The 25,106-nt window shown below is 60.9% G+C and carries 22 protein-coding genes and 1 pseudogene; 6 read left to right on the forward strand and 17 right to left on the reverse strand.

The window, feature by feature from the left end; genetic code table 11:
• Together BM234_RS17270 and ppc are read left to right on the forward strand one after the other, a co-directional pair.
• A pseudogene (locus tag BM234_RS17270) lies at nt 1-101 on the forward strand (succinate--CoA ligase subunit alpha); the annotation flags it as partial.
• Between the two features lie 121 nt (nt 102-222).
• Entirely contained in the window at nt 223-2,952 is a 2,730-nt protein-coding gene (gene ppc, locus BM234_RS08605) for a phosphoenolpyruvate carboxylase (RefSeq protein WP_092063349.1), read from the forward strand.
• A 123-nt stretch (nt 2,953-3,075) separates the two neighbouring features.
• Here ppc and fdhF read toward each other — a convergent pair whose 3' ends face one another.
• The 3 genes from fdhF to BM234_RS08620 all read right to left on the reverse strand — a co-directional run bounded on the left by fdhF (nt 3,076) and on the right by BM234_RS08620 (nt 8,570).
• The gene (gene fdhF, locus BM234_RS08610; RefSeq protein ID WP_092063352.1) at nt 3,076-5,853 is read right to left on the reverse strand and encodes a formate dehydrogenase subunit alpha; all 2,778 of its coding nucleotides are present in this window, start codon (nt 5,851-5,853) and stop codon (nt 3,076-3,078) included.
• A 1-nt stretch (nt 5,854) separates the two neighbouring features.
• Nucleotides 5,855-7,606, reverse strand: coding sequence for an NAD(P)H-dependent oxidoreductase subunit E (locus BM234_RS08615; protein WP_092063354.1), 1,752 nt, complete (start codon nt 7,604-7,606; stop codon nt 5,855-5,857).
• A gap of 82 nt (nt 7,607-7,688) precedes the next feature.
• Nucleotides 7,689-8,570: a LysR family transcriptional regulator gene (locus tag BM234_RS08620; protein ID WP_092063357.1), complete on the reverse strand. Its 882-nt coding sequence runs from the start codon at nt 8,568-8,570 to the stop codon at nt 7,689-7,691.
• A 132-nt stretch (nt 8,571-8,702) separates the two neighbouring features.
• Here BM234_RS08620 and BM234_RS08625 point away from each other — a divergent pair, with 132 nt between their 5' ends.
• From BM234_RS08625 to BM234_RS08640, 4 genes are all read left to right on the forward strand, one after another.
• Nucleotides 8,703-9,869 carry an ATP-grasp domain-containing protein gene (locus BM234_RS08625; protein ID WP_092063360.1) on the forward strand — a complete coding sequence of 389 codons (1,167 nt, stop codon included), beginning with the start codon at nt 8,703-8,705 and terminating at the stop codon, nt 9,867-9,869.
• The gene (sucD, locus tag BM234_RS08630) at nt 9,869-10,741 is read left to right on the forward strand and encodes a succinate--CoA ligase subunit alpha (RefSeq protein ID WP_092063363.1); all 873 of its coding nucleotides are present in this window, start codon (nt 9,869-9,871) and stop codon (nt 10,739-10,741) included. Before BM234_RS08625 ends, sucD begins: the two co-directional genes overlap by 1 nt.
• 12 nt (nt 10,742-10,753) lie before the next feature.
• Nucleotides 10,754-11,746, forward strand: a complete 993-nt coding sequence (locus tag BM234_RS08635; RefSeq protein ID WP_092063366.1) for an NAD(P)H-quinone oxidoreductase — start codon at nt 10,754-10,756, stop codon at nt 11,744-11,746.
• A 168-nt stretch (nt 11,747-11,914) separates the two neighbouring features.
• Nucleotides 11,915-12,109 carry a DUF6324 family protein gene (locus tag BM234_RS08640; RefSeq protein WP_092063369.1) on the forward strand — a complete coding sequence of 65 codons (195 nt, stop codon included), beginning with the start codon at nt 11,915-11,917 and terminating at the stop codon, nt 12,107-12,109.
• Here BM234_RS08640 and BM234_RS08645 read toward each other — a convergent pair.
• From BM234_RS08645 to BM234_RS08710, 14 genes are all read right to left on the reverse strand, one after another.
• Nucleotides 12,106-12,555: an MmcB family DNA repair protein gene (locus BM234_RS08645; RefSeq protein ID WP_092063372.1), complete on the reverse strand. Its 450-nt coding sequence runs from the start codon at nt 12,553-12,555 to the stop codon at nt 12,106-12,108. The two genes, BM234_RS08640 and BM234_RS08645, sit on opposite strands and share 4 nt — an antisense overlap.
• 291 nt (nt 12,556-12,846) lie before the next feature.
• Nucleotides 12,847-13,344: a transcription antitermination factor NusB gene (gene nusB / locus BM234_RS08650; protein WP_092063375.1), complete on the reverse strand. Its 498-nt coding sequence runs from the start codon at nt 13,342-13,344 to the stop codon at nt 12,847-12,849.
• Complete coding sequence (locus BM234_RS08655; RefSeq protein ID WP_092063378.1) at nt 13,341-13,889, reverse strand: 6,7-dimethyl-8-ribityllumazine synthase; 549 nt, start codon at nt 13,887-13,889, stop codon at nt 13,341-13,343. Before BM234_RS08655 ends, nusB begins: the two co-directional genes overlap by 4 nt.
• Entirely contained in the window at nt 13,889-15,019 is a 1,131-nt protein-coding gene (gene ribB, locus BM234_RS08660; RefSeq protein WP_092063381.1) for a 3,4-dihydroxy-2-butanone-4-phosphate synthase, read from the reverse strand. The genes BM234_RS08655 and ribB overlap by 1 nt, the downstream gene beginning before the upstream one ends.
• Before the next feature lie 150 nt (nt 15,020-15,169).
• The gene (locus BM234_RS08665; protein ID WP_245752614.1) at nt 15,170-16,585 is read right to left on the reverse strand and encodes a Do family serine endopeptidase; all 1,416 of its coding nucleotides are present in this window, start codon (nt 16,583-16,585) and stop codon (nt 15,170-15,172) included.
• A gap of 193 nt (nt 16,586-16,778) precedes the next feature.
• Entirely contained in the window at nt 16,779-16,973 is a 195-nt protein-coding gene (locus tag BM234_RS08670) for a DUF2065 family protein (protein WP_092065098.1), read from the reverse strand.
• Nucleotides 16,974-16,975: 2 nt separating this feature from the next.
• Nucleotides 16,976-18,124 carry an SPFH domain-containing protein gene (gene hflC, locus BM234_RS08675; protein ID WP_092063387.1) on the reverse strand — a complete coding sequence of 383 codons (1,149 nt, stop codon included), beginning with the start codon at nt 18,122-18,124 and terminating at the stop codon, nt 16,976-16,978.
• A complete protein-coding gene (hflK, locus tag BM234_RS08680; RefSeq protein ID WP_092065101.1) occupies nt 18,124-19,266 on the reverse strand; it encodes an FtsH protease activity modulator HflK in 1,143 nt (380 codons plus the stop codon). The genes hflC and hflK overlap by 1 nt, the downstream gene beginning before the upstream one ends.
• A gap of 58 nt (nt 19,267-19,324) precedes the next feature.
• Nucleotides 19,325-20,788, reverse strand: a complete 1,464-nt coding sequence (locus tag BM234_RS08685; RefSeq protein ID WP_092063390.1) for an FAD-dependent oxidoreductase — start codon at nt 20,786-20,788, stop codon at nt 19,325-19,327.
• A gap of 70 nt (nt 20,789-20,858) precedes the next feature.
• On the reverse strand, nt 20,859-21,611 hold the full coding sequence (rpiA, locus tag BM234_RS08690) for a ribose-5-phosphate isomerase RpiA (protein ID WP_092063393.1): 753 nt from the start codon (nt 21,609-21,611) through the stop codon (nt 20,859-20,861).
• Nucleotides 21,612-21,719: 108 nt separating this feature from the next.
• The gene (locus BM234_RS08695) at nt 21,720-22,415 is read right to left on the reverse strand and encodes a thiamine diphosphokinase (protein ID WP_092063395.1); all 696 of its coding nucleotides are present in this window, start codon (nt 22,413-22,415) and stop codon (nt 21,720-21,722) included.
• Nucleotides 22,396-22,608, reverse strand: coding sequence for a DUF2842 domain-containing protein (locus tag BM234_RS08700; protein WP_092063398.1), 213 nt, complete (start codon nt 22,606-22,608; stop codon nt 22,396-22,398). Before BM234_RS08700 ends, BM234_RS08695 begins: the two co-directional genes overlap by 20 nt.
• Nucleotides 22,609-22,616: 8 nt before the next feature.
• Nucleotides 22,617-23,909 (reverse strand): adenylosuccinate synthase, encoded by a 1,293-nt coding sequence (locus BM234_RS08705; RefSeq protein ID WP_092065104.1) that lies wholly within the window; start codon nt 23,907-23,909, stop codon nt 22,617-22,619.
• A gap of 99 nt (nt 23,910-24,008) precedes the next feature.
• Nucleotides 24,009-25,061 carry a protein-glutamate methylesterase/protein-glutamine glutaminase gene (locus BM234_RS08710; RefSeq protein WP_092063400.1) on the reverse strand — a complete coding sequence of 351 codons (1,053 nt, stop codon included), beginning with the start codon at nt 25,059-25,061 and terminating at the stop codon, nt 24,009-24,011.
• Nucleotides 25,062-25,106: the final 45 nt, after the last annotated feature.

Here is a 25,106-nt window from a genome sequence, read left to right on the forward strand (position 1 = left end):
GCGGCGCTGACGACAAGATCGAGGCGATGAAATCCGCCGGCATCACCGTCGCAGACAGCCCCGCCACACTCGGCGAAGCCGTGCTGAAGGCGATCGGCTGAAACTTTCGACATCCGGCGCGATCCTGCGGGGTCGCGCCCCTCCTGCTCTTGTTCGGTGGTTGATGTTAGCGCTAAAAGTCGGGCATACCGCGCTAGAGCCAATCGGCTGACAGGAGGAACCATGCTGAACCGCCCCCAAGACCACCGCCCGGTGAACGACGAACTCGCCGATGAAGGAATTCGCTTCCTCGGTCGTCTGCTCGGAAACGTGCTCCACGCTCAGGAAGGCGGACAGGCCTTCGATCTGGTTGAGCGCATCCGCAAGGCCTCCCTAGAGTTTCACGACAGCCACAATGAATCGGCCTATAGTGCGTTGCAGGACATCATTTCCGACCTGCCGGAAACGCAGATGCTCCAGGCGCTCCGAGCGTTTTCATATTATCTCCACCTGCTCAACATCGCCGAGGATGAGGCACAGTTGCAATCGCAGCGTGCACACCGCGATACCAATATTCTGCGCGATCATCTCGACAAGGCCGAGGAGACGCTGCAGGGGCCCTATGGCCTCGCGAATTTCTTCCGTCGCTGCCTCGTTAGCCCGGTTCTGACTGCTCATCCGACGGAGATCCGCAGGCAAAGCACCATGCGGGCCGAATTCTCCGTTGCGCGTCTTCTGGATGATCGGGTCAAGGCCATCGCCACGGGAAGTCCGACCGAAGAGATCGACGCGGACATTGCCCGCGAAATTGAAATCCTGTGGCAAACCCACCTCCTGCGCCGCTCCAAGCTTTCGGTACGCGACGAAATTCGCAACGGCCTCAACTATTTCAATCACACTTTTTTTGATGTGATCCCCAAACTTCACGGGATCGTGGAGACCAAGCTTGAGGCGGCAACCGGTGACCGGAGCTTGCAGGAGTTTTTGCGTGTCGGGAGTTGGATCGGAGGGGACCGCGATGGCAACCCCTTCGTCGAAGCGGACGTCCTGCGCGATGCTTTCCGCCTGCAGGCCGGTTTTGCAATTCGGCACTATCTGGATGAGTTGCACAAGCTTGGCTCCGAACTTTCCATGTCGACACGGGTCGTGCCGGTCAGTGCGGAGATCGAAGCGCTGTCGGCAGAATCGCCGGACGAGTCGCCGCATCGACAAGATGAGCCCTACCGGCGCGTTATCGTTGGCCTTTACGCCCGCCTTTCCGCCACCCTGCGCGACATCGTTCCAGGCGTAACGCTTCCCCGCGAAGCGCCCGATGCTGCCCCCTATGCGGGACCAGAAGAGTTTCTCGCGGATCTCGACCTGATCGACGCGTCCCTCCGCGCCAATCAGGCCCGAGCCACGGCCGAAGGGCGCCTGCTTTCTCTCCGGCGCAAAATCCAGAGCTTTGGCCTGCACCTTTCCACCGTGGATTTGCGTCAAAACTCAGCGGTACACGAGACAACCATCGCCGAACTCATCCGGGCGGTCGACCCCGACACGGATTACCTTGCCCTTGATGAGGATGGCCGCGTTGAACTGCTGTTGAAAGAACTTGGGTCGAAGCGAAACCTCGTGCGCGCCTACCACCGGTATTCCGACGAGACCTGCAAGGAACTGGATGTATTCCACGCCGCGCGCGACACCCGCGCACGTTTTGGCCCGAAATCCATCATGATGTCGATCATATCGAACTGTCAGTCGGTTTCAGATATGCTCGAATTGCTGGTTCTGCTCGAAGAGACCGGCCTCGCCCCCTCCGAAGGCAACGCCGGCCTGCAGGTCGTCCCCCTCTTCGAGACCATCGAAGACCTCAGAAATGGTTCGGACATCATGGCGAAGATGCTCGACATCCCGGCGTATCGAAAGGTGCTCGAAGCACAGAACATGACGCAAGAGGTCATGCTCGGGTATTCCGATAGCAACAAGGACGGCGGCTACGTCACCTCGAACTGGGAGCTTTACAAGGCAGAGCGAAACCTCGTTGCCCTCTTCCGAGAAAAAGGATGCGCGCTTCGGCTGTTCCACGGTCGCGGCGGATCTGTCGGGCGTGGTGGCGGCCACGTACGGGATGCGATCCTGAGCCAGCCGGAGGGCGCGGTGGACGGCCAGATCCGCCTCACCGAACAAGGCGAAGTCATCTCCTCGCGCTATTCGCACCGGGAAATCGGGTTCACCCATCTTGAGACCATCGTTGCCGCGACAATCGATGCCTCCCTCTTCAACAAGGATGACAAGATCCGTCCGGAAGACGAGGCCATCCTCGACACGCTGTCGCAGACGGCCTTTGACACATATCGCGGCCTCGTCTTCGAAACGGAGGGGTTCGAAGATTTCTTCTGGTCCTCGACGATCATCAATGAGGTTGCTTCCCTCAACATCGGCTCCCGCCCGGCATCGCGTAGCAAGACCCGGTCAATCGCCTCGCTTCGGGCGATCCCTTGGGTGTTCAGTTGGGCGCAGTGCCGGATCATGCTTCCTGGCTGGTTTGGCTTCGGCACAGCGGTGACGAACTGGCTTGATGAAGGGGGCGATGCGCAAACACTCCAGCGCCTCTATGCCGATTGGCCTTTCTTCCGGACCCTCGTCTCCAAGATCGAAACCATCATGGGCAAGAGCGATATGGCGATTGCCGCCCATTACGCCGAGCTTGTGGAGGACGAGGCGCTTCGCGAACGGATCTTCTCCCGCATCGAGGCAGAATGGCAGCGCTCGCGCGATTGTGTCGAACTCATCACAGGCCGCAGCCTTGGTGCCGCATCCGACAGCGCCGCCCGCCCAGAGCACCGGCGCCGGACGCCCTATCTAGATCCGCTGAACCACATGCAAGTGGCCTTGCTGCGCAAGCTTCGCTCCGGGGAAGATTCCGAGAAAGTACACCGTGGCTTGCTGCTTTCCATCAACGGGGTGGCCTCCGGCCTTCGTAACACAGGCTAAATCCGCCAGAGGGAAAGCGCCCGGCTTCGATCGGAGCCGGGCTTAAGTTTTCAGAACCTGAAGTGAACGAAATAGGGCCCCGCCAGACGGTGGGGCCCTTTTCTGTTCAGCAGTTCGCGCAGCTCACTCTGCGGCTATGGCGTCGCTGTCCTTCTCGATCCGAACGGCCGAGTACTTGAATTCCGGGATCTTCCCGAATGGATCAAGCGCGGGGTTCGTCAGGATGTTCGCCGCCGCCTCGACATAGGCGAAGGGTAGAAAGACGTTATCCTCAGCCACCGCACGATCAGCCCGCACCATGACCCGGACCGAGCCGCGTCGCGTCGTCAGCCTGATCGTATCGCCCGCTTCGATGCCCATGCGCCGCAGTGTCCGCGGATGCATGGAGCAGTTGGCCTCTGGCTCGACCGCATCCAGAACGCTCGCACGGCGCGTCATCGACCCGGTATGCCAATGCTCAAGTTGCCGCCCGGTGATCAGCACAAAGGGATACTCCGTATCGGGCCGCTCGTCCGGTGCGATGACGGAGGCCGGCGTGAACTTCGCACGGCCCTCGGGGCGCGGGAAACCATCCCCGAAAACGATATCCTGACCGGGATCGTCCTCACTCAGTGAGGGATAGGTCACGGCGGATTGCTCGAGCCGGTCCCATGTGATGTTGTCGAGCGAGGCCATGTTAAGCTTCATCTCGGCAAAGACCTCACGCGGGTGCGTATAGCCCCAGTCGAGACCGAGACGTTTGGCCAGTTCGACTTCGATCCACCAATCCTCGCGGGCATCACCCGGAGGCGAGACAACGGGCCGGCCCATCTGTACCTGACGGTTCGTATTGGTCACGGTACCCGTCTTCTCCGCCCAGGCGCTGGACGGCAGGATGACATCGGCGTAGTTCGCCGTCTCCGTCAAGAAGATGTCCTGCACCACGAGATGATCGAGCTTGGCCAAGGCATGGCGTGCATGTTCCACGTCGGGATCCGACATGGCCGGGTTTTCCCCCAGAATATACATGCCCTTGATATCGCCCGCGTGGATCGCATCCATGATCTCGACGACCGTGAGACCCTTCTGATTACTGAAGTCCGGAGACTTCCAGACATCGGTGAAAGCAGATCGCACGCCATCATCGCTGACGGGTTGATAATCGGGCAGGAACATCGGGATCAGGCCGGCGTCGGAGGCCCCCTGAACGTTGTTCTGTCCACGCAGCGGGTGAAGCCCGGTGCCCGGACGCCCAACATGCCCCGTCATCAGAGCAAGTGAGATGAGGCAACGCGAATTGTCAGTTCCATGAATGTGTTGGCTGACGCCCATGCCCCAGAAGATCATGCCAGCCTTGGCGGAAGCAAAGGTGCGGGCCACATCACGAAGCACTTCTGCTTCGATGCCGCAGATTTCCGCCATTTTCTCTGGCGTGAACTGCTTGAGATGCTCCTTCATCGCCGGCCAATTCTCGGTATAGGCCTCGATATACTGCTGGTCGTAGAGCCCCTCTTCGACAATGACGTTCATGATGCCGTTGAGCATGGAGACGTCCGCCCCCGGCTTGAACTGCAACATGTGCGAGGCATAGCGCTTCATGCCCTGTCCACGCGGATCCATGACGATCAGCTTGCCGCCCCGCTTTGCGAACTGTTTGAAGTAGGTCGCGGCGACGGGGTGGTTCTCCAATGGGTTGCACCCGATCATGATTGCCGCGTCGGCGTTCTTGATCTCGTTGAAGCTGGCCGTCACACCGCCCGAGCCGACGTTCTCCAGAAGTGCCGCCACAGAAGACGCGTGGCAAAGCCGTGTGCAGTGATCCACGTTGTTATGGCCAAAACCCTGCCGGATCATCTTCTGGAAGAGGTACGCCTCTTCGTTCGAACACTTGGCCGAGCCAAAGCCCGCGATTTCCTTTCCGCGGCCCCTCATGCCCTTGGCTGCGAAGTCGAGCGCCTCATCCCACGTTGCTTCGCGGAAATGCGTGCCAAGGTTGGCAGGATCGACGTTGAGACCTTTTTCCGGGGCATCCTCGCGCCGGATCAACGGCTTGGTGAGACGATGGCCATGCGCGATATAGTCAAAGCCGAACCGGCCCTTGACGCAAAGCCGACCTTCGTTCGCGGGGCCGTTGATGCCCTCCACGTACTTGATCTTGTTGTCCTTGACCTTGAAGGAGATCTGGCAACCGACGCCGCAATAGGGGCATACGCTCTTGACCTCGCGGTCATAGTCCTGGCTATCGCCCCGCTGCTCTTCATCGACCACGGTTGCGGGCATGAGTGCACCCGTCGGACAGGCCTGAACGCATTCGCCGCAGGCAACACAGGTGCTGTCGCCCATGGGATCGTTCTGGTCAAAGACGATCTGCTCGCTCGCGCCACGCCCTGCCATCCCGATCACATCGTTGACCTGCACCTCACGGCAGGCGCGGACGCACAGGTTGCAGTGAATGCAGGCGTCGAGATTGACCCGCATGGCCACGTGGCTGGCATCCAGTAGCGGCACATGCTCGGCCTCGATCTGCGGAAACCGGCTTTCGGTCACGCCATTGAGTTCGGCCATATCCCAGAAGTGGGAGGAGCGGTCATGCGCCTCTTCCTTCTCCGGCTGGTCAGCAACAAGCAGTTCCATGACCATCTTGCGAGAGGTCTTGGCACGCTCGCTGTCTGTCTTGACCACCATTCCTTCGGAGGCGGGACGAATGCACGAAGCAACCAGAACCCGTTCACCCTCCACCTCGACCATACAGGCCCGACAGTTTCCATCAGGTCGATAGCCGGGGTCGGGTTTGTGGCAAAGGTGCGGGATCTTGAGGCCCCGCCCGTTCGCTGCTTCCCAGATTGTCCAGCCCTGCGGAACGGTGACATCCTCTCCGTTGAGGTTAAAGGTCACCATTGTGATGTCTTGTGCGCCGTCCATCTCAGCTATCCCCCCCTTCGAGGCTTTGCTCGGTATCGTACCCCATCGAGCGCGGTACGCTCCGGATGTCATCGGTAAAGTGTTTCATCGTCAAAAGGATCGGGTTCGGAGCCGCCTGCCCCAGACCGCAGATGGACGCATCCATCATCACCCCGCAAAGCTCCGTCAGAAGATCCTCGTCCCAGGTCTCTTCTTCCATCAGCTTCACGGCTTTCTCGCAGCCCTTGCGGCATGGAGTGCACTGACCGCAACTTTCGTCCTCGAAGAAGCGCAGCATGTTAAGCGCCGCATCCTTCGCGCTGTCATGGTCCGACAGGACGACCACAGCCGCAGATCCGATGAAAGAGCCGTGGGGCTGCAGCGTGTCGAAGTCGAGCGGGATGTCATTCATGCTGGCTGGTAGAAGCCCGGAGGACGGACCACCCGGCTGATACGCCTTGAAGGTATGGCCGTCGAGCATGCCGCCAGCCGCCTCGATGATATCCGTGATCGTCGATCCCGCCGGCAAGAGATGGACACCGGGAGCCTTTACCCGGCCCGAAACGGAATAGCTGCGAAGCCCCTTGCGCCCGTTCTTTTCCGTCGAGCTCATGCACTCCGGCCCCTCGCGGCAGATCTTGGCCACCCAGTAGAGGGTCTCGATATTATGCACGAGCGTCGGTTTGTCGAAGATCCCCACCTGCGCCACGTAAGGCGGGCGATGCCGTGGAAGGCCGCGCTTGCCTTCGATGGATTCGATCATCGCGCTTTCTTCGCCGCAGATATACGCGCCTGCACCGCGCCGCAGATCGATATAGCCCGGCTTCGCAAGGCCCGCAGCTTCGAGAGCTGCGATTTCACGGCGAAGGATCTCCAACACGACCGGGTATTCATCGCGCATGTAGATGAAGCATTTCTCCGCCTCGACGGCCCATGCCGCAATCAGCATGCCTTCGAGAAAGAGGTGGGGCGAGCGTTCGAGATAGTAGCGGTCCTTGAAGGTGCCCGGCTCTCCCTCGTCGCCATTCACGGCCAGATAGCGCGTTCCTGCATTGGCGCGCACGAACCCCCATTTCTTACCCGACGGGAATCCCGCGCCGCCAAGACCGCGCAACCCGCTGGCAAGGATCTTTTCCTGTACGTCTTCCCAGTTGCCATCGCGGCGCAACTGCTCCAGCGCGGCATAGCCGCCCGCATCCCGGTAAGCGGTGAAGGTTTCGTAGTCAGTCATGACAGGATGGGTATGATCGCCCGCGATCGCTTCCTGCACCTTCTCCGGCGTGGCGTGATCGATGTGGTTGTGCCCAAGCTCGAGAACCGGCGCCGTGTCGCAACGACCCATGCACGGCGCGCGCAGCACGCGGACCTCGGAGGGATCCATCCCGTTTTCGAGCGCCTGAAGCAATTGCTGTGATCCCGCAAGCTCACACGAAAGCGAGTCGCATACCCGGATGGTCAGCGCCGGCGGCGGCGTCTCGCCTTCCTTTACGACGTCGAAATGGGCATAGAACGTCGCGACCTCATATATTTCCGCCTGCGCAAGGCGCATTTCCTCGGCCAGCGCACGGATGTGATCGGCCGAAAGATGGCCGAAACGGTCTTGAATCAAATGGAGAAATTCGATCAGAAGGTCGCGGCGGCGCGGGCGATCCCCGATCAGTGCACGGACATCTTCGAGTGCCTCGTCACTGTACTGCCGTCCCTTGGGCGTGACCCGCCCTTTTCCCTTACCTTCTGTCTTCCAGATACCTTTACGGTCGTCCAACGGTGCCATGGCTTCCTCCTAGCTGAGTGCAGGCTGCATTAAGGAGGTTGCATCGTCAATTCGCCTTTTCATAATGTACGATAACGTACGGTTATGACGAGCGTGCCGCCTCCCGCAGCGCGATGAGCGCGGGAATGTTGGGGGCCCGGAGTGGCGTCACGAGGCAAACGGACTTCTCCACCACCGGGTCCACCAGCGGCAGAACGACCGTGCCGGGCAGTTCGCCGAGGGAGTCGAGCAGCACGCGCGGCACGACCGTAGCGGCGGCGCCCTGTACCGCTGCTACCATCGGGGCAGTGAACCCGTTCGCCTCTCCCTGGAACCGTGGGGCAACGCCCAGATCTGAGAATACTCTATCAAGAATCCGCCGGTTTTGCATCTCCGGTTCCAACAGCCAGAGAGGAAGCTCCGCCGCCTCGCGCCATGTCACATCTCCCGACAGCCTCGGCGCCAGCTTTGTGGGGCATAGAAGAACATAGCTTTCCTCATAGAGAGGTTCGACCGTCATGAGGTCGGGCGACGCGCCCTCGGTATAGGTCAAACCGGCGTCATACCGTCCATCATCGACCCCCTGCTGGATGGACAGGGAAGTGGTGGACAGAATCCGAACCTGCAGACCGGGATGCAACTCGCGCAAGCGGACCACCAGATGTGCCGCATAGGGAACTGCGGTGGGAATGACCCCAAGCGTGAGCCTGCCGGCCAATTCACCGCGCGCCGAGCGAACCTCCTGCTCCAGTACGCGAACCTCGGCTAGAATCTTGCGTGCGTGGGCGAGGATCGCCTCCCCCTCTGCCGTCAGGCCCTGAAACCTGTTGCCGCGTTTTACGATCGACGTGTCGAGCCTTGTTTCCAGTTGGCGGATGCGCATGGAGAAGGCGGGCTGTGACATCCCGCATTCCTCCGCCGCCCGGGCGAAATGCCGATGCCGCGCAAGTGCCGTTAGGCACCGTAGATCCCGCAAGTCAATCATCCTGCCACTCCCCCAAAAGTCTTTCTGCAAAGCCCTACGGTATCCTGCTAGGCTCAACCAGTCGCGTTGACACAACATGGCTCAGTGGTATACCAAACACCACAAGCAGACCAGCGGGAGGAGGCTGAAAGAATGCTACTTTCAGAATATAAATCAAAGGAACTCCTGTCGCAGTATGGCGTCGGCGTTCCCTCGGGCCGCATCGCGCGCAGCCCCGAGGAAGCAGAGGCAAGCTGCGGCGCGATCGAAACGCGCAAATTCGTTGTCAAAGCGCAAATTGCCGCCGGTGGCCGCGGTCTTGCCGGGGGGATCCGCTTTGCGGCAACGCCATCCTCAGTGGGCGAAGAGGCTCGGCGCCTTTTGGGAAGCAAACTGGTAACGGAGCAGACCGGCCCCGCGGGCGAAACGGTCGGCGCCGTCTACGTCGAAGCGGCGCTTGATCTCAAGGCGCAGTATTTCGTCGCCCTCGCGCTTGATCCCGAAACCGGTTTTCCAATGCTCCTCGCCTCCGCGCAAGGCGGCGTGGAGTTCGAGCAACGCGCCCGAATGGACAGCGACGTCGTCCGCACGCTGCTGCTACCCGATGACGACCAAGACACGCGCAAGGCCCTCGCCGACTTCCTCGCCGGGATCGGCATCGACGATGATGCAGCCCTCGATCCAATTTTCTATCTGCGCAGCGCGTTTCTCGACAACGAGATGACGCTGCTCGAAGTGAACCCCTTCGCCGTGACGCGAGATGGAAAGTGGATGGCAATCGACGCCAAGATCGCGCTCGACGCCAATGCTGCCTTCCGCCACCCGGAGTTCGAAAGCCTTGCCGCTGATTCAGGTTTGTCCCAGACCGAGAGTGAGGCGCAAAAGAGCAACATCAACTTCGTCAGGCTCAACGGCAATATCGGTGTCGTGGTCAACGGCGCGGGGCTTGGACTTGCCACCAACGACATGGTCGTGGACGCAGGTGGTCGCCCCGCCAACTTCATGGACATCCGCACCACCGCCACCAGCTTCGACATCGCCCGGGGCATTGATATCCTGCTGGCGGAGCCGGAGGTAACGGCAATCTTGCTCAACGTGCACGGGGGCGGGATGACGGTTTGTGACACCGTGGCCGAAGGAGTTGCCTTCGCCTATTCCCGCGCCAAGCGCAAACCGCCAGTCGTTGCCCGTCTCGCCGGACAGAACGCACCATGGGGCCACCAGATCCTGAAGGACCGTCAAGTGCCCGTAGAGGCGTTCGGGACCATGCGCGAAGCGGTCGCCCGCGTCGTCGAACTCGCACAAGGGGGGAAGCGCTGATGGCCATTCTCGTTGATCAACGCACCCGCGTTCTCGTGCAGGGGGCCACGGGCCGCGCCGGCACGTTCTATACGGATCAGGCCGTGCGCTATGGTTCCACCTACGTCGCGGGCGTCCGCCCTGGCCGGGGAGGCACCAAGCACTTGGGCATTCCTGTGTTCCATTCGGTCAAGGAGGCCGTAGAGGAAACCGGCGCAACGGCAAGCCTCGTGGTTGTTCCCGCACCCAATGCCGCCGACGCCATGATCGAGGCGATCGAAGCGGGGCTGGAGACCATCGTTTGTGTGACCGAGCGCGTCCCGATGCACGATATGGCGCGCGTCAAACGGGCGCTTGAGGGCACTCAGTCCGTGCTGATCGGCCCCAACAGCCAAGGCATCCTCACCCCCGGCCAGTGCAAGATCGGTGTGATGCCCACGAAGGACGCAAAGCCGGGCCGGATCGGTATCGCATCCCGCTCCGCCTCGCTCACCTCCGAGATCCTCGCGAATTGCAGCGCTGCCGATCTGGGCCAGAGCACGACCGTCGGTATCGGCGGTGATACGATCCACGGCATCGGTTTTGTCGGGTGTCTCGAACGGTTCAAGGACGATCCCGAAACGGAGGCCGTCGTGCTCATCGGTGAAATCGGCGGGCGCGAAGAAGAAAAGGCCGCCGAATACCTGTCGTCAGTCACTTACGGCAAACCGGTCATCGGTCTTGTCGCCGGTCGGCATGCGCCGCAAGGGCGACGGATGGGTCACGCCGGAACACTCTCCGTCTTTGGTCTGGAAACCGCCGAGCAAAAGGTGGCAAAGCTGCGGGAGGCCGGAGTCCTCGTTGCCAAGGATGCAAGCGACGTTGTCTCCACCGTTCTCAAGGCGCTGAAGTAAGAGGAGTACAGAATGCCGGGTCAAGACGCCAAGACAATGCGAACTGTGGAAATGCGGGAATCCGGGGGGCCGGACGTGCTGGAAATCGGCTCGCGCGCGGTTCCGTCCCCTGCCCCGAGCGAAGTTCTGATCCGTGTCGCGGCGGCGGGCGTCAACGGCCCGGACCTTGTACAGAGGCGCGGCCACTACCCGCCGCCCAAGGGCGCATCCGATCTGCTTGGGCTCGAAGTCTCGGGCGAGATCGTAGAGGTTGGCTCCGATGTTACGAAATGGAACGTCGGAGATAAGGTCTGTGCCCTGACAAACGGGGGCGGATATGCTGAATATGTACCGGTGCTGGAGGGACATGTCCTGCCTCTTCCTGAGGGCATCGACATCATCGATGCTGCCGGGCTCTGCGAGACTTATTTCACCGTCTGGAGCAACGTATTCCACGGCTTCGACATCCCGGAGGGCGGCAATTTCCTCGTGCATGGTGGCTCCGGCGGGATCGGCACCACAGCGGTACAGCTTGGCGCGGCCATGGGGCTCAACGTCTACACCACCGTGGAATCCGCCGAAGCCGCAGAGTTTGTCACCAGTTTGGGCGCCACGCGCGCGATCCGGTACAAGGATGAGGATTTCGTCGACATCTGCCGAGACGCAGGTGGGATGGACATCATCCTCGACATCATCGGCGGCGACTACGTGGCGCGAAACATCAAGGCGGCACGGCACGATGCCCGCCTTATCCAGCTTGCCTTCAACGCTGGCAGCAAGGTCGAAATCAACCTGATGCCCATCATGCTCAAGCGTTTGACCTATACCGGCTCCACGCTGCGTTCACGCTCAGACACGTTCAAGGCGCAGGTCGCCTCTGGTCTGAAGGAACATGTGTGGCCGCATTTCGCCGCTGGCAGGCTTCGGCCCGTCACCCATAAGACCTATCCGCTGGACGACGCCGCAAAGGCCCACGCGGAGATGGAGGGCGGAAGCCAGCATGGAAAGATACTGTTGCGCCTCTAAGCGCGCAAAGGGCCCTGGTCTTCCCTCCCTGGATCAGGGCCCGCCTTTCTCCCAATGTCTCTGCCAAGACGGCAACCATCTCTGACATTCTCGCTCTCCAAGCGCTCGCCCTTGCCAAGCGGGATGGTTCCGGCTAGCAGGCGATCTCGGACGGAAGAGGATCTGGTCATGAGTATCAATACCGAACGAGACGTCGAAGCGAACCTGCAGATCGGGCCGACCGATCAGGGCATGGTGCGCATCTTCGTGGAATCCGGGGGCGCGGAAATTCCGATGGATTTCGAGCCGGACGAAGCGCGCGAAATCGCCGAAGAAATCATGGCGGCAGCCAAGGGTGCCGAGAGCATGGCCAAAAAGCGCTAGGAAAACCGCTCGGCATCCGGATCCCGCAGGACCTGCAGTCGCCGCGCTGCGTGGCGCGCGAACATGCCGAGCAATTTCTTTTTCCGGCCGGGTGCGAGTTTTGCCTCCGGCCCCATCCTCAAAATTTCCGCATCATAGTCGTCCGCGAGGATGAGACCGGTCTCCTCCGGCAAAAGCTCTGTAGGAAAAGCCGCGTCAACAGACCAGAAGTACCGGTCACACCACTCAAGATATCCCGACCACTTTGCGTCACTCACGAAGTCCGCCCGGCTGGATTTGCATTCCACGATCCAAATCTCACCCTTGGGCCCGAGTGCCATCAGATCCACCCGCAAACCACGGGCAGGAACGAACTCCTCGATCGTTACAAATCCATGACCCAGCAGGTGCCGCGCCGTACCGCGCGCAAGCCGCTGACCCGGTTGGAGAAGAGAGCTGTATTCCATAGGGAAAGATACGAACAATAGGGGAACAAATGCAATACCCCCTGCAGTACGCTATTCGAAACTGCGAAAAGTGGCGGGCCCGCACGCAGCCGTTTGGTTATCTCATTCCCGAGGACCTGTATATACAGGTGGGCGTCGGAAATAACCGGACCAGGGCCCGGCCAGAGCCAACTCCCTCGGAATTGCTTAAGGCCACCGGAATGCAACCGTGCACGAGAAGGGCAGCACCCGCCACGCATTGACGTAATGCGGCACACCCCCTGCGACAAGCCCTCATGAAACAAAAAGGATTCAGAAGGCCTCGGGCTTGGCCTCTCGCGCCATGTGATCAAGCACCGCGTTGACGAATTTCGGTTCCTTCCCATCGGGAAAGAAGGCCCGTGCGACATCCACGAATTCGTTGATCACGACCTTGGGCGGCGTATCGCCCTCGACAAACTCGGCCCCTGCGGCGCGGAACAAAGCCCGCAAGGTGGGATCAATCCGCGCGATCGGCCATTTCGCAACAAGGGCACGATCGGTCATCTGGTCGATGCGGCCCTGATTGTTGACGGCATCATCAATCAGTTTGACGAAGAGATCGATATTGCCATCGGCCATCTCCGTACCCTCATCAATAACCGCACCGAAGCGGTACTCCAGGAACTCACGCTTGACCGCAGTAGCCGACTGGTCCGATGCTTCCATCTGGAACAGGGCCTGCACGGCATAGAGTCGGGATGCGGATTTCGCCTGTAGCTTGAGCGCGCGACGCTCTTCATAGCTCATCTTGGGTCGTTCTTCGGTCATGCGGTGCTGGAGCCTCCGGGGGCGCTGGCGATCTGATATTCGTCCGTCGAGGTGCGGAAGCCCACTCCCCCGCGCGGAGCGCCCCACTTACGGGCGTGCGCAATCAGGTGCAAGGCCGCAGCTGCGGCACCGCCACCCTTGTTCTGGTCTTCGGGATTTGCGCGGACACGTGCCTGATCTTCTGTTTCGACCGTCAGGATCCCATTGCCGATGCAAAGCCCCTGCAGGCCGAGAAGCGTAAGACCGCGCGAGCTGTCGTTGCAGACAGTTTCGTAATGCGTTGTCTCGCCGCGAATGACGCATCCGAGCGCGACGTAGCCGTCGAAATTGCTCAACCGCCCGGCGGTTCCGATCGCGGAGGGGATCTCCAGCGCGCCGGGCACCTCGATGGTCTCATGGCTGCCTCCGGCGGCGTCGATCTCGGCCCGTGCACCGCTCAGCAGATCATCTGCGATCTCTCGATAGTAGGGCGCGACCACGATCAACAGTTTGACCGGCTTGCCGAACTCCGGGCGGGGAAGTGTGTAGTGGGAAATGCCTGCCATCAACCTGTCTCCGTAATCCTGCGTGTTCCCACAATTTCGAGCCCATAGGCATCAAGTCCGACAATGCGAGGGGTCGGTGAATTGGTCAGAAGGGTCAGCTTCGAAAGCCCCAGAGACGACAGGATCTGCGCGCCCAACCCGTATTGCCGCAAGGTGCGCGGGGAGGGTTGATCGGCGACCTCCAGCTTCATGGAAGTATCCCGGAGGAGAACAACAACGCCCCGACCTTCGTTCGACACGATCCGCATCGCATCGGCAAACTCCGACGCACGGCCCGCGGGACCGGCCCCCACGACATCATGCAACGGGTCCAGCGCATGCATCCGTACCAGCACCGGCGACTCACCCGCGATGTCGCCCTTGATCAAAACGATATGCTCATCCCCGTGGGTCTCATCCGCGTAGATACGCATGGTCCACTCGCCCCCATACTCGGAGGTGATTGTCGTCTCGCGGGTGGAACGCACGAGGTTATCGTGACGCCGGCGATAGGCAATCAGGTCTGAGATGGTTCCGATCTTGAGGCCATGCTTTTGCGCAAAGGACACGAGCTCGGGCAACCGCGACATGGTGCCATCTTCGTTCATGATCTCACAAATGACGCCCGAAGGGTCCAGCCCGGCAAGACGCGGAACGTCGACCGCCGCTTCGGTATGACCGGCGCGGACCAGAACGCCGCCACGCCGCGCACGCAGAGGAAACACATGGCCGGGCGTTGCAATATCTGCGGCACCCTTGGATTTGTCGATCGCCACGGCAACGGTGCGGGCCCGATCGTGGGCGGAAATGCCTGTCGTCACCCCTTCGCGCGCCTCAATGGACACGGTAAAGGCCGTCTCGTGGCGCGAGGAATTGTTGGTGCTCATGAGTTGCAGACCAAGCGCTTCGATCCGCTCCGGCGGCAAGGCAAGACAAATCAGCCCCCGCCCGTGAGTCGCCATGAAGTTGATCGCTTCTGGTGTGGCCATCTGGGCGGGAATAACCAGATCGCCTTCATTCTCCCGATCTTCGTGATCCACCAGAATGAACATGCGGCCGTTCCGAGCATCCTCGATGATCTCCTCCACCGAAGAGATCGCGTCGTGCCAATTCTCCTCGACGGGACCGGGTGTGTTGAAACTCATGCGCATGACCTTTCGTCGGGCGATCCTGCGGGCGAAATAGCGGGATTCCCCGTGGTTGACCAGTGCCCCGCACCATGACGACGAGACTTGGAATGGAAAGCCCCCGCACGGGCGAACCGGGCGGGGGCCTAGTGGAACACGTCGCTTGGTGCGAAACTACTCCTCGAGCGAGAGGGCGACGAATCGAGGGTCACCATCCCGGCGGATCAGGAGGAGCAGTGATTTGCGTCCTGCTTCACGGGCGTCCTCGATCTTGGCTTCGAGCGCCGTGATTGACGTAATCTTCTCCTGTCCCGCTTCGGTGATCACATCGCCTGCGCGCAGTCCCTTTTCAAAGGCTTCGCCGGTCTCGTCGACCTCAGTGATGACCAGACCTTCGAGATTGTCCCCGACGCCCAACTCACCGCGCATCTCATCGGTAAGCGGGGTGAGCGTGATGCCGAGAATCTCGGTCTCCGTCTCGCTCGCTTCTGGGGCGTTCGCGACAACCGGGATTGCGCCCTCGGCCTCTTCACGGCGACCCAGTGTAACTTTGAGGGTCACGGTCTGACCTTCGCGGTTCACGAGAACGCGGACACTCTTGCCCACCTCGGTGTTCCCGACCTGACGCACAAGCTCACGCGTGTCGGCAACCTCGACCCCATCGAACTGAGTAATCACGTCGCCCGCTTTCATGCCAGCTTCGGCAGCAGGACCTTCGGGCACATCCGTGACAAGCGCACCGGAGGCGCTCTCGAGCCCCATCGCCTCGGCGACATCATCAGTCACGTCTTGGATGCGAACGCCCAGCCAGCCGCGGCGGGTTTCCCCATATTCCTGCAACTGGTCGACGACTTTGGTGACAACGTTCGAGGCCATAGAGAACCCGATCCCGATGGAACCACCGTTCGGCGACAGGATGGCCGTGTTGACCCCGATCACCTCACCCGCAAGGTTGAACAGCGGACCTCCCGAGTTACCCCGGTTGATCGCGGCATCGGTCTGAATGTAATCGTCATATGTACCGGACAGCGCGCGGTTCCGGGCGGACACGATACCTGCGGACACAGAGAACCCCTGCCCCAACGGGTTGCCCATCGCGATCACCCAGTCGCCCACACGGGCCGTATCACTGTCGCCGAAGCTCACGTAAGGAAGCGCTACGTCTGTCTCTACCTTCAACAAGGCGATGTCGGTTTTCGGGTCGGTGCCGACGACCTTTGCGGGCAGCTCGGTCCCGGAAAAGAATTCGATGGTAATCTCGTCGGCGCTTTCGATCACATGGTTGTTCGTCACCACATAACCGTCCTCAGAAATCACGAAGCCCGAGCCAAGCGCAGAAGAACGGCGCGGACGGTTGCCCTCTCCGTTCCGGTCTTGGAACTCTCGGAAGAAGTCTTCGAACGGGGACCCTTCGGGCACGATACCTTGCGGCCCCGCATTCCCCGCCACAACCGTCGAGGTGGTGATGTTCACCACCGCGGGACTGATCTGATCGGCAAGGTCAGCGAAGCTTTCGGGAAGGGCCCGGGCAGATATCGCCTGCGCCAGAACGAGCACCGTGGCGAGCATCGACAGCCAAAGGCCGCGCATAGCCTGCTCGGGGAATTGTCGTGAAAGGATAATAGCCTGCGGTCTCACTCGCATGTCTCCTCATAAACCTGCGGGAGAACGCGCAACGTGGCGCGCTCTTTATGCATATATCTTCTATGTAGGGCTTCCGAGACGCAACACAAACAACTCACACATGGCTTCACCCTGCCGTGTGCGACCGTGACGAGACGCCTCAAAGCCCCATGGCCTGTGCAAACCATAGCAGCGCAAGCCCGGCCAGCGCGGCAAGAAGTCCGATTTGCCGCACCGCCGTTTCAGGCAAAGCGCGAAGGATCTCCAGCATGCGCACAATAAGAGAAGGGGCCAGCGCATAGGCCAGCCCCTCCAGTATCAGCACCAGCCCAAGAGCCAGAACGATATCGCCCATCATCAGTTGGCCGGAGCCTCATCAGAAATTTCCGCGCCATCTTCGGCGGGGGTTTCCTCTGCGGGGGTTTCCTCTGCGGGGGCATCCTCGGCGGGTGTCTCTTCCGCCGGGGTATTTTCCAAAGCCTCTTGCTCACGGGCACGCTCGGCTGCTTCTGCGTCTTCCTGCAGGCGTTCGCGTTCCGCTTCGGGCAGATCGGGCGAGATTTCGCTCTCTGGCGCCAGATCACGCAACCGATCCAGATCGACATCATCCATCGATACCGCGCCCAGACCTTCGGCGCGAATTGCCTGGAAAAGCGGCCCGACGAATTCGCTGTTGGGCGAAAGAACCAGAGTAGAGTTCTCCGCAGGAAGCGAGCGTTCAAACGCAGCGAGCGAGCGATAGAAAGCAAAGAACTCAGGGTTGTTGCCAAAGGCTTCGGCATAGACCCGGTTCCGTTCCGCGTCCGCTTCACCGCGGGTGATCTCCGCTTCGCGTTCCGCTCCGGAAACCGTCTCCACAACGGTTCGATCCGCGGCCGCGCGTACACGCTGCGCCGCCTCATTACCGCGTGCAATCTCATCAGCGGCTTCCCGTTCACGTTCGGCACGCATCCGGGCAAAGGTCGCCTCAAGGTTCTGTTGCGGCAAGTTGGTCTGCTTGAGCCGGACGTCCACGATCTCAAGGCCGAGGCTATCGGCGCTTGTCCGAGCCTGCGCACGGATCCGCACTGCAAGGTCGCGGCGTTCCGGCGACAGGATGACATCCGATGTCACCTGATCAGCACCAAGCACCTCACGGATCTGTGCGTTCAGAATGGAACTGAGACGATCCTCTGCCGTACGGATGCCGCCTACGCCAACGGCCTGACGGAACTGGACAACGTCCGAGATCCGATACCGGGCAAAGGCATCGACAACCAAACGCCGATCATCCGACGGCGTCACCTCGATCGTATCCGTATCGAGCGACAGGATGCGGTCGTCATACACGACGACCTCCTGAATGATCGGAACCTTGAAGCTCAGGCCCGGCTCTTCGACGACCTGCTTGATCTGGCCGAATTGGAGGACGAGTGCCTTTTCGCGCTCATCCACAATGAAGATCGACGAGAAGACGACAACTGCCGCCACAATCAACGCGATCAGAAATGCTCCGGATTTCCGCATCAGTTGCCCCCTTCGGTGCTGGATGCGCCGCGGCGCAGTTCATTTAGGGGCAGGTAAGGCAACACGCCCTGCCCGCCGGCGGCACCCTCGTCAAGAATGATCTTGTCGACGTTACCCAACGTGCGCTCAACGGTCTCAAGATAGAGTCGGCGTTGGGTGACTTCGGGCGCCAAGTTGAATTCACGCGCCACGGCGACAAAGCGGCTTGCTTCACCGATGGCTTCGTTGATCACTTGCGCGCGATAGCCTTCAGCCTGTTCGAGAACCTGGGCCGCTTCACCGCGTGCCTCGGCAAGGACGCGGTTCGCGTAGGCATCGGCTTGACGCTGCAAACGGTCACGCTCCTGCTCGGCGGCTTGCACCTCGCGGAAGGCATCGATCACGTCAGACGGTGGATCCGCCGCATCAAGGTTGACCCGTACGATATTGATACCGCTGTCGTATTCATCGAGCGTACTCTGGATATTCTCCATCGCCGTGTCGGCAATAAGGCCCCGGTCACGGTTGAGAATCGGCGCGAGGTTCGACGCTGCGATGATCTCCCGCATGATGGATTCCGAAACGGCCTGAACCGTAAGTTGCGGATCGCGCATGTTGAACAGAAGCTTCGCGGGATCGTTGATGTTCCAGACAACCTGAAAATCGATGTCCACGATGTTGGCGTCCGTGGTCAACATCAAGCCGTCGCCATTGTTCGACTGCCCCGACCCGACATTTTCGGTCCGCTCGGATGTCACGTTGACCACGTCATAGGTGACAAGGGGCCAAGGTGCGAAGTTGAGACCGGGATTGCCCGTTGAGGAATACTCCCCGAGGAACAACTCCACCGACTGCTCTTCTGGCTTGACCGTATAGAAGCTCGCCATACCCCAGAGCACAACGCCGACCAGCGCCGCAATGGCAATAGTCCCGCGCCCGAACCCCGGTCCGCCGGTGCCGCCCGACGTCGGGCCGCCGTTTCCGCGGCCACCCATGAGCACGCGCAGGCGCTCCTGTCCCTTTTTCATCAGTTCGTCGATCTCGGGGATCTGCGATCCATCCTGGCCGGGCCGCCGCCCGCCATTACCGCCCTGTCCGCGATTGTCACCGCCGCCCCCGTCGGAGCCGCCTCCGCCCCACGGGCCGCCGTTGTTACCTGACATCCGGATGCCGTCCTCTTTGTTGTTCATGTGTCGTACCTGTGCAGAGCCTAACCTAAAATCAAGCTGTTCGAACAGGGGCCCGCATCGTCACCAACTCTTCCGACATCGTCGGATGAACGGCAACGGTCCGGTCAAAGTCTTCCTTTGTTGCACCCATCTTTACGGCGACGCCGGCCAGTTGGATCAATTCGCCCGCCTCTGGCGCGACGATATGGCACCCCAGAACCTTGCGGCTTTCCTGCCCCACGATCAATTTCATCAAAACCCGGTCGGGTTTTCCAGCAAACGCGGTGCGCATGGGTCGGAATGACGTGCAGTAGATCTCGCAGGTTTCATCGAGCTCCTGCGCCTCCTCTTCTGTGATGCCCACACTGCCGTATTCCGGCTGGGTAAAGACCGCGCTCGGGATCAACTCGTGATCGACCGGCGTCGGGTTGCCTTTGAACACGGTTTCCACGAAAGCCATCCCCTCGCGGATCGCGACCGGGGTCAAGGCGACGCGGTTCGTGACATCCCCGATGGCATAAACCGATGGCACCGAGGACTGGCTATACTGATCCACGACAATCTCGCCGCGCTTGCCCAGTTTCACGCCCGCCTCTTCCAGCCCCATGTCGCCCGTGCTCGGGGACCGGCCCGTGGCAAAGAAGACTGCGTCAAACACCTGTTCCTGACCATTCGTGCCCTTGACCCGGATCGGACCGGGGCGCTTGCCGGGATGTTGGCCAGTGGAAATGGAGCTATCTCCGATATGGGTGCCTGTCTCCTGCACACCTGCGCCCATTCCGGCCTCCGGTGCGTCCTCGTCCGGGCACATTTCAACGATGTTGGTTCCCACGTGAAGGTCGATGCCAATCTGGCGCATGTGATCGGCAATCAGCCCACGCGCCTCTCCGTCGAAACCGCGCAGGATCTGCGCACCACGATAGAATTGGGTCACCTTCACCCCGAGCCCGTTCAGAATGCAGGCGAATTCGCAGGCAATATAGCCCCCGCCGACGATCAGGATCCGCTTTGGCAACTCCTCGAGATGAAAGATGTCGTCCGACACCATCCCAAGCTCGCAGTTGTCGATATCGGGGCGAACCGGATGGCCACCGGTGGAAACGAGGATATGTTTCGCACGGAACACCTCGCCGCTCGACAGTTCCACCGTATGTGGATCGCGCAATCGCGCGCGGGCGTCGAACGCATCGACACCAGACCCTTTCAGGAGATTGCGATACACAGTCTCCAACCGGTCCAGCTCTTCCGTTAGCTTCCCGTGAAAGATCGACCAATCGAACGATCCTTCGCGCGCAGACCACCCATAGGCGACGGCCTCTTCGGCTGCATGGGCATGCGATGAGGCAAACACCATGAGTTTCTTGGGTACGCATCCGCGTATGACACAGGTGCCACCGTAGCGATCCGCTTCCGCAAGGCCAACCTTGGCGCCCGCTTCTCCGGCTGCGACACGCGCGGCACGCACCCCACCGGAGCCCCCACCAATTACGAAGAGGTCATAGTCAAAGTCACTCATATGGCTTCCTCCTGGGCTCGCTTGTTTGGCGGTATCCCATAGCCCCGGCCCAAAGGCCAGAGGCAGGAGATCAACCGAAAAGACTCTCCGCTGCAGGTTGAGCCTGTTGGGCGCTCACGATCTCGGAATTTCCGTCCTCATGTCCGACGATCACCGTGTCGCAAAGGTCGATGAAAAGCCCGTTCTCCACCACACCCGGCACTTGATTGAGGGCAGCGGACAGCGCACGTGGGTTGCCGATACGCCCGAGGTGCAGATCGAGGATATGGTTCCCCTCATCGGTCACAAGCCGTTCAGCCCCACGCATCCGCGGCGTGATCTCCGCGTCCCCCATATCGAGAACCGTCAGGGCCCGCCGTATGAGCGCTTCGCTCGCGCGTTCGCCAAATTTCAGCACTTCGACGGGCAGCGGGAAGGCGCCAAGCTCCTCGACGCGCTTTCCGGCATCCGCGATAACGATCATCCGGCTGGAGGCGCTCGCCACGATCTTTTCCTGAAGATGCGCCCCGCCACCGCCCTTGATCAGCGTCAGACGGGGATCAAACTCATCAGCGCCATCAATCGTCAGGTCAAGCCATCCGGCCTCATCGAGCGTGATCACGTCTATGCCCTGCTCGCGGGCGAGTTGTCCCGTTGCGTAGGATGTTGGCACGCCCGTGATCCGCAAGCCTTCTTCCCGGATCCTGCGGCCCAGTGCGCGCACCATGAAGGCCGCCGTACTGCCGGTCCCCAGACCCAGCCGCATCCCGTCTTCGACAAATTCCACAGACCGCTCGGCGGCTGCCGCCTTTGCCTTGTCTGCCGCGCTCAATTCTTGAGCCATCGCAATCTCTCCCTCACACTCTCTCCGCCGCTTATATCAAAGACACTCACCCCTGCGAGGGGGATGGCGGATGAAATTCAACGATTTGACGCCAAGCGCGACGAAGTATCACGCGGGCGGCCAGGCCGGTGCACGTTTCAAAGCATTCACTGCCTCGGCCAGGGCGTCTCGCGGCAATATCACCAGCATTTGCGGGCCATCCATCTCGAGGATCACCGGCCCCGTAACTTCATTGGATGTGCCCAACTGGCCCAAGGGATTGAACCGCAACCCATCAATCGGCCAGCGCAGCCCTTCGCTACGGCCCATCACAGAACCGAAGGGAAACAGGGAAAATCTATTCCCAATAGGCAGTTGCAAGTCGATCCTAGCCGGACATGTAAAGATGACATCATGCGATCCCAGCAAGATACATTTCTTGTCGGGATGCCGAAGGAGCACGCCTAGCGAGGCCAGTTCATGATCCAGCCGCGCGCCAAGAAACCCCACCCCGATGAAGAGCGGCGCGGAAACCGAACGCAGAACCTTGTCGAAATCCGTCGTGTCCTGTTCAGCAAGCTCGTGAATGGTCCCGGGTGCAAGCGCTGCGCGATCCTCCGGGAGGATCGAATCCATATCGCCGATTACCGCGCGGGGTAGAATGCCTCGCACCAAACACGCGCGCGTACCGCCATCTGCGGCGACAACCTCGGGCGCAACTCCAAGCGACAGAACGAAGTCTTCGTCGGTGACGTGACCGCCCCCGACAAGCGTCAGTGGTTTCCTGCTCTCGACGAAGGGCGGCTCAGCGGTTGTCGGGGTCATGCTGCCCCACCCCGCGAAAAACCGCCTTGAAGGGCAGGATCCAGATCACCCCGAGCCCAACATAGACCAGCAACTCCAACCAGACCGGCGGCCGGTCCAGAAGGTTCACGATTGTCACCGCCACAAAGATATATGCCGGCAACCCGACGAGCAGGATCAAAAGCGATAGGCGTTTGCGGGTCTTGAGGCGCATCGCCCTTCTCAATCCGCGAACGGGTCGGTCACGAGGATGGTATCCTCGCGTTCGGGTGACGTGGACAGAAGCGCGACGGGGCAATCGATCAACTCTTCCACACGGCGAACGTACTTGATCGCATTGGCGGGCAGATCAGCCCAACTCCGCGCGCCTTCCGTGGATTCGCTCCAGCCCGGTACTTCTTCGTAGATCGGGGTACACCGGGCCTGTTGGTCTGCCGCGGTCGGAAGATAGTCGAGTGTTTCGCCATCAAGGTCGTACCCGGTGCAGATCTTCAGGGTTTCGAACCCGTCGAGCACGTCGAGCTTGGTCAGTGCGATGCCGTTCACGCCGCTGGTGGCACAGGTTTGCCGCACGAGGCAGGCGTCAAACCAACCGCAGCGCCGTTTGCGCCCCGTGGTGGTGCCAAATTCATGGCCCCGCTCACCAAGGCGTTGGCCATCAGCGTCGTCCAGTTCGGTCGGGAAAGGCCCCTCACCCACGCGGGTGGTATAGGCTTTGACGATGCCAAGCACGAAATCAATCGCACCGGGGCCGATCCCCGTGCCGGTTGCCGCCTGACCTGCAATCACGTTGGACGATGTGACGAAGGGATAGGTGCCAAAATCAATATCGAGAAGGGCACCCTGCGCGCCTTCAAACAGGATTCGGCGCCCTGCCTTGCGTTTTTCGTTGAGCACCTTCCAGACTGGGGCCGCGAATGCGAGAATCTGCGGCGCGATCGCCTCAAGTTCCGCAATAAGCCCATCCCGGTCGATGGCCGATAGTCCGAGGCCGGAGCGCAGCGCATTGTGATGCACCAGCGCGCGATCTACGCGAACCTCCAACGTCGCACGGTCGGCCAGATCGGCCACACGGATCACCCGACGGCCAACCTTGTCCTCATAGGCAGGACCGATACCGCGCCCGGTGGTGCCGATCTTTGCCATCGAATTCTGGCCTTCCCGCGCGCGGTCCAGCTCCCCGTGGAAGGGCAGGATCAGCGGCGTATTTTCGGCAATCATAAGTGTTTCGGGCGTGATCTCTACACCTTGGGCCCGGATTGTCTCAATCTCCTTGACGAGGTGCCAAGGATCGAGAACCACGCCATTGCCGATGACCGAGAGCTTGCCGCCCCGCACCACACCGGATGGAAGGGCGTGAAGCTTGTAGACCTCTCCGTCGATCACCAGAGTATGGCCGGCATTATGCCCGCCTTGAAAACGCGCGATCACATCGGCGCGTTCGCTGAGCCAGTCGACGATCTTGCCCTTGCCCTCGTCGCCCCATTGTGCGCCCACGACCACCACGTTCGCCATGCCAATCTCCCGTTCCGACGGCCCAAACAGCGGCTCGTATACCGGGGGAAACGGCGCGGTGAAACCCGTTTGTTGCATCAGCCCCGTAGAGAGTGGCGTTCAGCGCGCCTGAGCCGTCTCCGCGGTTCGGGTCATATCGAGGATTGCGGGGCCAATCCGGTCAAGCGGCAGTTGACGCTCAACCGCCCCAAGCTCAAACGCGCGCGCGGGCATCCCATAGATCGTGGAGGTCGCCTCATCCTGGCCGATGGTTCTTGCCCCGCCCATGCGCAACGCAAGCATTTCCTGCGCCCCATCGGCGCCCATCCCCGTCAATTGTACCGCAAGCACATGCCGGGCACGGGGCACGAGCGAGCGGTACATGACATCCACCGATGGGCAATGGCCATTTTCGGGCGGCGTGTTGAGCAGTACGATCCGGTCCGAACGGTCGAGGATCATGTGCCGATCCCCGGGAGCGAAAAGAACCCGCCCCGGCGCCAGAACCTCACCGGCATCGGCGACTTTCACTTCCGGAGAGAGATTTGAATTAAGTCGAGCCGCAAGACTTCGGAGGAAGTTGCCGGGCATGTGCTGGGTGATCAACGTCGGGGGGCACTGGGACGGATAGTTCGACAGAACGGTGGTGAGCGCCTCCACCCCACCCGTCGAAGAGCCGATTGCCACCATCCAGTGCCCTGAGCGGAAGTTTTCATCCACGATGGGGGCTGTGCTTGGCCCGTATGGGCGCGACTTGACGTGACCCCCGGCGGGCGACAGCCGCGCGCGTGCTGCGGTTCGTATGAGATCCGGCAGATGCCGGTAGACCTCATCGGGATTGCCCGCCGCCGGTTTGCCGATGCAGGCAATCGCCCCCATTCCAAGGGCTTGTACGGCGGCATCGGCACCGCGCCGCGTATAAGAAGAGATCATGATGACTGGGCGGGGGCGCGATTTCATGAGCCGCGCAAGAAACTCCAACCCGTTCATTCCGGGCATTTCCACATCAAGGGTCAGAACATCCGGGTTCATGGTTTTGACAAGATCGCGCGCCTGATAGGCGTCGGCGGCTTCGGCGATGACCTCGATCCCGTCATGCCCTTCCAGCGCATGAGCAATCAAGCGCCGCTGCGTGGCGCTGTCGTCGACGATAAGAACGCGGGTCTTGCGCATCAGCCTGCCGTTTTGGAAACCAAGTCAGCGGTTCGAAATGGGAGC

It is taken from the genome of Poseidonocella pacifica (genome assembly GCF_900111875.1).
Lineage (GTDB): Bacteria > Pseudomonadota > Alphaproteobacteria > Rhodobacterales > Rhodobacteraceae > Poseidonocella > Poseidonocella pacifica.